Origin of the sequence: Ideonella azotifigens, from assembly GCF_006519715.1 — a bacterium.
Lineage (GTDB): Bacteria > Pseudomonadota > Gammaproteobacteria > Burkholderiales > Burkholderiaceae_C > Ideonella > Ideonella azotifigens.
The window spans coordinates 1-8507 of sequence record NZ_VIDT01000194.1; the positions used below are offsets into that span (position 1 = coordinate 1).

Genomic DNA, 8507 nt, shown 5'->3' on the forward strand with positions numbered 1-8507 from the left:
ACTGCTGCCTGGCGAGGTGTGCCGCCTTTGAGCGCAGCGCGGATCAGCTGGTCGAAGCGCGCCCAAGGATCCGCCGGCCAGGCGGCGTCCGCATGGTCCACCCATTGCAGCCCGGCACTCTCAAACAGGCGTTCAGCGCAACGCACAGAAAGCTGCGCGCCCGCGTCCCAGCGGGCCCTCATGGCTCGCCCCCATCGCTGCCCTGCAGCCCGGCCAGGTAGACCGCCACCTGCCCCGGTGACAACTCGCCCACCTGGGCCGGCGTCCAGCCGTAGTGCCGCGCCAGCAGCACATGCGCCGCGCCAATCGGCGCAGAAGCAGCCGCGCGGGCCGCGCCGCCGTCGGTGTCCAGCCCCGAGATGCGGTTGACCTCGGCGACCAGAAACTGCACCAGTCCGGCATGCAACTGGCGCACCTGGTCAAACGACAGCGCCGGCTCGATCAGCGATTCCTTGACGATCAGCAGCGGCACCAGCGAGCTGTCATCCTGCGCGGCCTTGGAAATGAGCGCCAGCGTGGCGACCTTCAGCGGCCGCAAGCGCACGCGGCCACCTGCTTCTGCCCCCTGCGCTGGCGACAGCACGGCAGCCGGCACCTCCACCTCGTGCACCAGCGAGCCGCCCGCCAGCAGTTCCTGCGGCGAGAGCATCTGCGGGGTGTCGACGCGCAAGGCCTGGGCGTTGGACATGGCGCTCAGGTTTCCTCATAGGCCACGCGCATGGCCTGGAAGCCGACCGACTCCATCACGAAGCTGTCGCTCGGGATGGCATAGGCCCAGCTGTCGAACTTGACGCCGAACAGCGTGACCTTGGTCGACTGCGTCGGGTGGTTCGGATCGCGCAGCGTGGAGATCAGGTTGAACGAGGGCTGCACGAAGGACGGGCCGGACGGCGGGCTGGTGGCGCCTTCGCCCAGCATCAGCCGCACCAGCGCGCCGTTGACGTGGGCGCGCTCTGCGGTGCCGGTCACGCGGACCACGCCGGGGCGCAAATGCGTGGGGTAGCGGCTGCCGATCTCGTAGAAGGGCTGCACATCGCTGGTCACGCTGATCGCGACATTGGTGAGCCGGCCCACCACGTTGGACAGGTCGTACTGCGAGACCATCGCGTCGGCTGCCTGCCCCTCGGGGGTGGAGGTGTCCTCGACACCGAGCACCAGCACCGCGTCGATCGCGCGAAAGACATCATTGGCCATGAAGCGTGCTCCTGATCATTGCAGCGTCATCACGACGCGGATGAAGTCGATGCTGAAGGTCGGCTGGATGGTCATCACGACACTCACCTGGCCGGCGATCTCCTGCGCCCGCGTGGCGGTCACGTCCAGCGAGTAGCCGGTCAGCGCCTCGTCCTGGACCATGCCGGTCAGGAAGGCGTCCAGCGTGGCCTTCAGCGCGGTGCGCACCCGCGTGTTGTTGAGCCGGCCGATGTAAGGGTTGGCGGCAGAGCGCACGCCGTACTTGGCGTAGTCGACGATGCGGCGCGTGGGGATGGCCGAATACGGCTCGCCCACGCCTTCGGTGGTCACGCCCTTGAGCACGCGCAAACCTTCCTTCACGACGACAGCCAGCACGTTGCGCTCGATCAGTTGCGCCTGCTGGCCGCGGTTGGCGGCAAAGGCCACGTTCGGGATGTTCAGCGCCTTATTGGTCAGGCTGGTCTGCACCGGCAGTGACGAGATGAGCCCGGCCACCGCCGCAGCCGTGTAGGCCGGCGGCAGCACCGAGCCGTCCGGCAGCTTGATGCCGGGCGCCACCAGCACCACGCGCGCCTCGGCCAGGTTGTGGCCCAGGAATTCGGCCACCGAGCTGCCGGTGGCGCCGATCACGCCGATGCGCTCGAAGTCGGTTTCCTCGGTGGCCTTCAGGTGGTCGATCAGCACCGAGCCCATGGTGTTGGCGTCCTGCCCGGCCAGCAGCACGATGTTGACCAGCTGGTTGGCGATGGCTTCCAGCCCGGCGGCGTAATCGGTGTCCGCCGCGTCGGCGCCGTCTGCCCCGCCCTGGTTGCTGCCGGTGCCGAAGTACGAGGCCACGCCTGCCGCCGGCTTGGCGCTGGCGAAGTTGCCGTTGGGCGCCACGCTGACCAGCCGCGAGCCTGCGGCCAGCTGCGCCAGCATGTTGCCGTCCGGCACGATGTAGCTTTCCTTGGTCTGGCCCCCGCCGATGGTGACCTGCACGCTGTCTGCCGACTCGACCGAGTAGCTGGCGAGCAGCGTGTCGGCGGCCGGCGCGCGCGGCGCTTCGCCGGCGTGGAAGTCCAGGTGGCCGTTCCACACCGTCACCAGCACCTGGCCGGCGGCTGGCGCGGCGTGGTCCACCGCGTAGGTGGCGACCACGCTTTGCTGCGCCGTGGGCACTTGCGTGGCCTCGAAGGTCAGCTGGCCGTTGGCCGGGTTGATGCGCAACTCGTTGAGCGCGGGCGTGACCGCGATGTCGTAGAGCAGCGTGCCGGCGGTGACGCCGGCCGGCGGGTTGGCGCCATAGGCCCGCAGCGGCTTGCCATCGCCGTCCAGCACGGTGACGGCATTGATGGACGCGACCTGCGCCACCGGCGCACTGGCCAGCTGGAACACGTTGCCGACTTTGCCCACCGGCTCGGCCGTGGCGACCGATTTGTAGACGATGTTGAAGGTGTCCACGCGCCGGGTGTCGCCGCGGATCACCTGGATCCGGTTCTGCGGCGTGGGCAGCACGCGGTGGTAGGCCAGGTTGGCGAAACCCGAGGTCTGGCGCTCACTGTTGATGCGCGCCGGTACCTTGGCCGCGTCCACCGAAACCTGCAGGTTGTTGCCCCAGGAACCGGGCGTGGCCGCGCTGAGCGTGGCGATGGTGTTGTCCGCACCATCCTTCAGCGCGAACTGGGCCGCAGTGGCCCGCGAGCTCGCCACGCGCACCGCAATGACGGTGGAGGCGCCATTGCCGTAGACGTATTGCAGCGCGCGCGTCAGCGTCAGCGGGTTGCTGCCGTCGTTGGGCACGCTGAAGCTGTCGGGCGCGCCGAACAGCTCACTGGCGTCTGCCATGCCAGACAGGGTGACCGGCTGGCCGACCGGGCCCGCCGCGGCGGTCCCGATGACGGCGACGATGCCGGAGCTCACGCCACCCGCCGAAATCAAACCTTCCGCACGTACCTCGACGTAGGTGCCAGGCACCACCATTTCTGCCATGACTTCCTCCAATATTCGGACAGCCAAGAAAAAGATAATCCAGCCCCATATGCATGGGGCAGACGAGCTTATGAATAATTTTTCAACGCAACGGCGCTGCCGCAACAGTAACGCGCATTGCATGAATGGGCACGCCCACGGCTTCGCCGCGGTATTCACCGGCACCCTCGCCTGATTTGATGAACTCTTTTCGCCAAACTCCCATGCAGCAGCAAACCTGCTGGTTGCGCAGAGGCGCCAAAAGCGCAACAGCGGCAGCCAACATCGGGCCCACACTCGGAGGAATTCAAGGTACTGCCGCAACGCCCGGGCGAAACATCAAGCCAAGGGCAAAGCGCTCAGAATTTCCCGCGTGCGCGTCAAGGTCTTATTGCAGTTCTTCCTACAACGCGAACTGAAACCGCGCCACATTCCCTGCAGCGCAACTCCAATTTCAATTTACTCGATGCCAACCCGCCGAGCAAGCGCTACCCATCACCCTATCCCCTGTTTGATGTACAGCACCTGCCAATGATTATCGAAGCCGCGGGTTATTCCCAGGCGCCGCGCTGCCGCATGGGGAATCGGGATTCTCCGGTTCCGTTACAAATACCCGATCACTGTCGCTTGATCAGGTGACGGTGATGGCCAGCGCTGCGGAAATCAGGACGCGTGTGCAGTGTCCTGTCACAAAGCGACGCTAGCGTCGCGCGCAATGACCATCCACCGGTCGCGAGGAGCGCAAATCTTTGGCAGTGCGTAAGTTGTTGGCGCCTGTGCTGGGGCTGGCCTTGCTGGCCGCCGTCGGCGCAGGCGCGTGGTACTCCCACGCTCGCTTGAAAGGCGAGTCCGCGGCCAGTGCCGCAGCGCAGCAGGTCCAGGCGCAGCAGGTCACGCTGCGTGGGCTGATCGGCTCGGAGAAAGAAGCGTTTTTCGCAGACCCGCGGGTCCAGCAGGCGCTGGCGGCCCAGGGCCTGCACGTGACGGTCGAGACGGCCGGTTCCCGCGCGATTGCCGCCGGCTTTGACGCCAGCCGCTACGACTTCGGCTTCCCGTCCGGCGCGCCGGCCGCGCAGCAGCTGAAAGCCAAGGCCAAGGCGGCCGCGGTCTTCAACCCGTTCTACACGCCCATCGTCTTCGCCAGCTGGCGGCCCATCGCCGAAATCCTGTTGGCCAACGGCATCGCGACGAAACACGGCGACTACTACGAGCTGACCGACCTGCCGGCGCTGATGAAGCTGGTGGAAAACGGCACGCGCTGGCAGGACCTCAAGGCCAGCGAGGCCTTTGCCACCCGCAAGTCGGTGCTGGTGAGTTCGACCGACGTGCGCACCTCGAACTCGGCCGCGATGTACCTGGCGCTGGCCAGCTACCTGGCCAACCGCCAGCAGATCGTGCAGAGCCAGGAAGACGTGGACCGGGTGATGCCGATGGTCGCGCCGCTGTTCCTGCGCCAGGGCTTCCAGGAACAGTCGTCTGCCGGGCCATTCGAAGACTACCTGGCGCTGGGCATGGGCAAGGCACCGCTGCTGGTGGCCTACGAGTCGCAGCTGGTGGCCTTCTGGCTGAAGAACCCGAACCAGCGCCAGCGCGACATGGTGCTGATCTACCCGCGCCCCACCGTCTTCTCCAAGCACGTGCTGGTGCCCTACACCGCCGCCGGCGCGCGGCTGGGCACTGCCCTGGAAAACGACCCGGCGCTGCGCGCGCTGGCCCACGAATACGGCTTTCGCACCGGCGGCGACAGCCATGGCCCGGAGGGCTGGGCCAAGCGGGGCGTGAACGTGCCCGAGGTGCTGGTGGACGTGATCGACCCGCCCAGCTTCGAGTGGCTGGAACGAATGATCGTGGGCATTGACGCCCGCTTCAAGTGAACACGAACCCAACAAGGAAAGGGAGCCGAACATGAACAACATCGAAAAGCCGACCGACACGCTGCAAGCGCCCGCAAGCTTCACGCTGGAGCCGCCGGCGCCGGTGGTGGCGCTGCCCATCGAATCGGCCAGCGGCAAGGTGCGGCTGAAGCCGGAAGAGGTCTCTGAATTGGACGCGCAGGTGCGGCAGTTCATTGACGACATCAGCGCCCACGACAGCCAGCACCCGCAGTTCAAGCTGGCGGTCGAGCGCATCCACAGCATGGGCAACAAGGAGGTGGAAGCTTCGGCCTCGGTGTCCAACCGCATGCTGGAGCGGCCGGTCGGCTCGCTGAAGAATGGGCTGTTCGACCAGGGCTCGCAGATCGGCCAGTCGCTGGTCGACCTGCGCCGCCAGGTCGAGGCGCTGGACCCGTCCCGCCAGGGCGACCTGTTCTCGGCCCGCAAGCTGCTGGGCTTCATTCCGCTGGGCAACAAGCTGGTCGACTACTTCGACCGCTACCAGTCCTCTCAGGCGCACTTGAACGCCATCATCGAATCGCTCAAGCGCGGCAAGGACGAGCTGCTGCGCGACAACGCCGCGATCGAGCAGGAGAAGACGAATCTCTGGGCGCTGATGACGCGGCTGGAGAAGTACGTGCACATCGGCAAGGCCCTGGACAGCCAGCTCGCCGCCAAGGCCGCCGAGCTGGACGCCAGCGACCCCGAGAAGGCCCGCGTGGTGCGCGAGGAAATGCTGTTCTACGCGCGCCAGAAGGTCACGGACCTGCTGACCCAGCTGGCCGTCAACATCCAGGGCTACCTGGCGCTGGACCTGATCCGCAAGAACAACCTGGAACTGAGCAAGGGCGTGGACCGCGCCACCACGACCACCGTCTCTGCGCTGCGCACCGCCGTGATCGTGGCCCAGGCGCTGGCCAACCAGAAGCTGGTGCTGGACCAGGTGAGCGCGCTGAACACCACCACCGGCAAGCTGATCGCCAGCACCAGCGAGCTGCTGCGCGAGCAGAGCGGTGCGATCCACCAGCAGGCCGCCAGCAGCACCATCGAGCTTGCCAAGCTGCAGCAGGCCTTTGCCAACATCTACCAGACCATGGACGCGATTGCCGACTTCAAGGTCAAGGCGCTGGATGCCATGCAGACCACCGTCGACGCCCTGAGCGACGAGGTGGCCAAGAGCCGCAGCTACCTGGACAGGGTGCGCCAGCAGGACAGCAGCGCAGCACTGCAAGCACCGAGCGGCGGGGTCACGCTGTGAGGCTGGGCCGGTGGTGGCTCTTCGCCGCCGTGCTGCTGGCGCTTGCGGCCTGCGGCAAGCAGCCCGCAGCGTCAGCCGACAACGGCGCAGGCGCCACCCCATTCACAGTGCTCGCCGGCTCCGAGCTGAAGGATCTGGAAGCGCCGCTGATCGCCGCGGCGCGCGCCGCGGGCGTGGACCTGCAGCTCTCGTACGCCGGCACGCTGGACATCGTCGAGCGCATCAACGCCGGCGAGCATTTCGACGCCATCCTGCCGCCCAACGGCGCCTACCCGGCGCTGGCGCTGCAGACCAAACCGCTGGCGCGCGACAAGCTCTTCTATTCGCGCATTGCGCTGGGCGTGAAGGCCGCGAAGGCGGCCGAGCTTGGCTGGGACCGGCAGGCGCCCGGCTGGGCCGAGATCGCCCAGGCCGCGGGCGACGGCAGGCTGCGCTACGGCATGACCAACGCCACCAGTTCCAACACCGGCATGAGCGCGCTGTTCGCCGTGGCCTCGGCGCTGGCCGGCAAGACCGAAGACCTGAGCGAGAAGGACGTGGACGAGGCCAGTCTGAAAGCCTTCCTCAGCGGCCAGCAGCTGACTGCCGGCAGTTCGGGCTGGTTGGCCGAGGCCTACATCAAGAACCCCGCGGCCATCGACGCGATGGTCAACTACGAGGCCGTGATCCTGCGCGCCAATGCCCGGCTGGCACCGGCCGACCGGCTCGTGTTGGTCTACCCGCGCGACGGCATGATCTCGGCCGACTACCCGCTGATGCTGCTGAACGAGGCGCAACGCGCGCCGTACAACCAGCTGGTCGCTGCGCTGAAGGCCCTGCCCTTCCAGCGTGATGCGCTCGCCGCCGCCTTCCTTCGCCCGGCCAACCCCGAGGCGCCGCTGGCCAGCACGCTGCCTGCCAGCGCGGTGGCCGAGCTGGCCTTCCCGAACCGGCTGGAAGTGATAGACGCGGTGCTGGCCGCCTACCAGGCCAAATGGCGCAAGCCGGCCACCTCCATCTTCGTGCTGGACCTCAGCGGCTCGATGCAGGGCCAGCGCCTGCAGGCGATGCGCAGCGCGCTCAAGCAGCTGACCGGTGCCGACACCACTGCCACCACCGCCAGCGCCCGCTACAGCGCCTTCCAGAGCCGCGAACGCGTGGTGCTGATCACCTTCGCCAGCGAGGTCGCGCCACCGGTCTGGGTGCGCTTTGACGCCGGCCAGATCGACAGCGCCCGCGCCAGCCTGCTGCGCCAGGCCGATGCGATGAGTGCCGACGGCGGCACCGCGATCTACTCCGCCTTGAGCGAGGCCGAGGCACTGGCGGCGCAGGAGATGAAACGCGAGCCGGAGCGCCAGGTCAGCGTCGTGCTGCTGACCGATGGCGAGAACAACGCGGGCCTGAAACTGGCCGACTTCCGCGCCAGCCACACCGGCCCGCTGCCGGCGCGCATCTTTCCCATCCTGTTCGGCGAAGGCAACGTGGCCGAGATGCAGCAGATCGCCCAGCTCTCCGGTGGCCGCGAGTTCGACGGCCGCAAGCTGCAGCTGAGCCAGGTGTTCAAGGAAATCCGCGGTTATCAGTGACCTCAATGAACCCCGATGCCTGAACGCACGCTGAAGCTGCGCCTGCTGCTGTGGCTGTACAGCAGCGCCAACATTGCCGGCTGCGCACTGGCGCTGCTTGGCCCTGCGCTGCTGTTCGCCGGCCTCATCGGCCACGGCTGGCTGCTCATCACCGTCGGCCTGTACGCAGCGGGCTGGCTGCTCGGCCGCCGCCCACCGGCGCTGGAGCGGCACATCGAGGACAGCCTGACCGTGGCGCAGACGCTGGACCGCCTGGACGCCGTCATCGCCCAGGCCAGCCCGCACCTGAACGACGAGATGCGCCAGCACCTGGCCCGCGTGCGCGAGTCCGCCGCCGAAGTGCTGCCCCGCCTGGTGGGCGCGCAGACCCACGGCGACGAGCTCTTCACCGTGCGCGAAACCGTGCTGCGCTACCTGCCCGAAACCCTCGCCAACTACGCCGCCCTGCCCCCTGCCTTCCGCCTCAACCATCCGCTCAAAGACGGCAAGACAGCACGCGAATTGCTGGCCGAACAGCTGGACCTGCTGGACAGCCAACTGCGCGAAATCGTCGCCAACGTGGCCTCGCACGACGCCGCCGCGCTGGTCGCCAACGGCCAGTTCCTGGCGGCGAGGTTCAGGCAGGCCGACTTTCTGGCCGGCTGAGATCAGGGCGCGGGCATCTGC

The 8507-nt window shown here is 67.6% G+C and carries 8 protein-coding genes; 4 read left to right on the forward strand and 4 right to left on the reverse strand.

Annotated elements, in window-relative coordinates; translation table 11 throughout:
* The 4 genes from FKP22_RS33425 to FKP22_RS13540 all read right to left on the reverse strand — a co-directional run.
* Nucleotides 1–182, reverse strand: a 182-nt coding sequence (locus FKP22_RS33425) for a hypothetical protein (protein WP_211361400.1), incomplete at its 3' end; no start/stop codon positions are given.
* A complete protein-coding gene (locus FKP22_RS33430) occupies nucleotides 179–688 on the reverse strand; it encodes a hypothetical protein (RefSeq protein ID WP_211361401.1) in 510 nt (169 codons plus the stop codon). The genes FKP22_RS33430 and FKP22_RS33425, both read right to left, overlap by 4 nt.
* 5 nt (nucleotides 689–693) lie before the next feature.
* Nucleotides 694–1194, reverse strand: coding sequence for a hypothetical protein (locus tag FKP22_RS13535; protein WP_141288010.1), 501 nt, complete (start codon nucleotides 1192–1194; stop codon nucleotides 694–696).
* A 15-nt stretch (nucleotides 1195–1209) separates the two neighbouring features.
* The gene (locus tag FKP22_RS13540) at nucleotides 1210–3165 is read right to left on the reverse strand and encodes a phage tail sheath C-terminal domain-containing protein (RefSeq protein WP_170200891.1); all 1956 of its coding nucleotides are present in this window, start codon (nucleotides 3163–3165) and stop codon (nucleotides 1210–1212) included.
* Nucleotides 3166–3899: 734 nt separating this feature from the next.
* Here FKP22_RS13540 and FKP22_RS13545 point away from each other — a divergent pair.
* From FKP22_RS13545 to FKP22_RS13560, 4 genes are read left to right on the forward strand one after another with little or no spacing between them, the layout of a single operon-like run.
* Nucleotides 3900–5018: a hypothetical protein gene (locus FKP22_RS13545; RefSeq protein WP_141288012.1), complete on the forward strand. Its 1119-nt coding sequence runs from the start codon at nucleotides 3900–3902 to the stop codon at nucleotides 5016–5018.
* A gap of 31 nt (nucleotides 5019–5049) precedes the next feature.
* Complete coding sequence (locus FKP22_RS13550) at nucleotides 5050–6276, forward strand: toxic anion resistance protein (RefSeq protein WP_141288013.1); 1227 nt, start codon at nucleotides 5050–5052, stop codon at nucleotides 6274–6276.
* A 29-nt stretch (nucleotides 6277–6305) separates the two neighbouring features.
* The gene (locus FKP22_RS13555; RefSeq protein ID WP_233446841.1) at nucleotides 6306–7841 is read left to right on the forward strand and encodes a vWA domain-containing protein; all 1536 of its coding nucleotides are present in this window, start codon (nucleotides 6306–6308) and stop codon (nucleotides 7839–7841) included.
* Nucleotides 7842–7856: 15 nt separating this feature from the next.
* On the forward strand, nucleotides 7857–8486 hold the full coding sequence (locus FKP22_RS13560) for a hypothetical protein (protein WP_141288015.1): 630 nt from the start codon (nucleotides 7857–7859) through the stop codon (nucleotides 8484–8486).
* Nucleotides 8487–8507 lie beyond the last annotated feature (21 nt).

Bases quoted from the DNA above. Each gene is read 5' to 3' on its own strand.
- FKP22_RS13560 (WP_141288015.1), top strand. From the start codon at position 7,857: ATGCCTGAACGCACGCTGAAGCTGCGCCTGCTGCTGTGGCTGTACAGC.
- FKP22_RS33430 (WP_211361401.1), bottom strand. From the start codon at position 688: ATGTCCAACGCCCAGGCCTTGCGCGTCGACACCCCGCAGATGCTCTCG.
- FKP22_RS13535 (WP_141288010.1), bottom strand. From the start codon at position 1,194: ATGGCCAATGATGTCTTTCGCGCGATCGACGCGGTGCTGGTGCTCGGT.
- FKP22_RS13550 (WP_141288013.1), top strand. From the start codon at position 5,050: ATGAACAACATCGAAAAGCCGACCGACACGCTGCAAGCGCCCGCAAGC.
- FKP22_RS13540 (WP_170200891.1), bottom strand. From the start codon at position 3,165: ATGGCAGAAATGGTGGTGCCTGGCACCTACGTCGAGGTACGTGCGGAA.